Source organism: Neisseria sp. P0022.S010 (assembly GCF_051956635.1).
The window spans coordinates 1-479 of sequence record NZ_JBQCXF010000859.1; the positions used below are offsets into that span (position 1 = coordinate 1).

The window sequence follows — 479 nt, forward strand, 5'->3', positions numbered from 1 at the left end:
TTTGAGTTCTTTGAGGAGGGAGGAAGTCGTCATTGTGGATTTTGCTTATCTGTTGCCGGTTCGTCTTTGCGCAGGAAATCGAGGTAAAACGTTTCCAGCGAACCGTGTCCCTGCTGGAAGTAGCGGATTTGCGCGCCGCTTTGTTGCAGGGCGGCGTAAACGGCAGCGGCATCGTGTGTCGTTTCCATCATGCCGCGGCTGTCCACTTGCTTGGCACCCAAAGCGGTCAGCGTTTGAGGCGGCAGCGGCGGTTCGACGGTAAAACGCACGACACCGGTTTGCGTACTTAAAAGCTCGTCCAAACCGCCGTGATACACCAGTTTACCGTGTTGCAGCAGCGCGATTTTGCCGCAAAGCTGCTCGATTTCCGACAGATAGTGCGAGGTGTAAACCACCGTTACCCCCTGCCGCGTCAAATCCGCCACGCTGTCGAGGATAAAGCGGCGCGACTGCGGGTCGATGCCGACCGTGATTTCGTC

The 479-nt window shown here is 56.8% G+C and carries 1 pseudogene; it reads right to left on the reverse strand.

The annotated features are described in order from the left end of the window. Positions 1 to 29: 29 nt before the first annotated feature. Positions 30 to 479, reverse strand: a pseudogene (locus tag ACTHUT_RS21800) (ABC transporter ATP-binding protein); the annotation flags it as partial.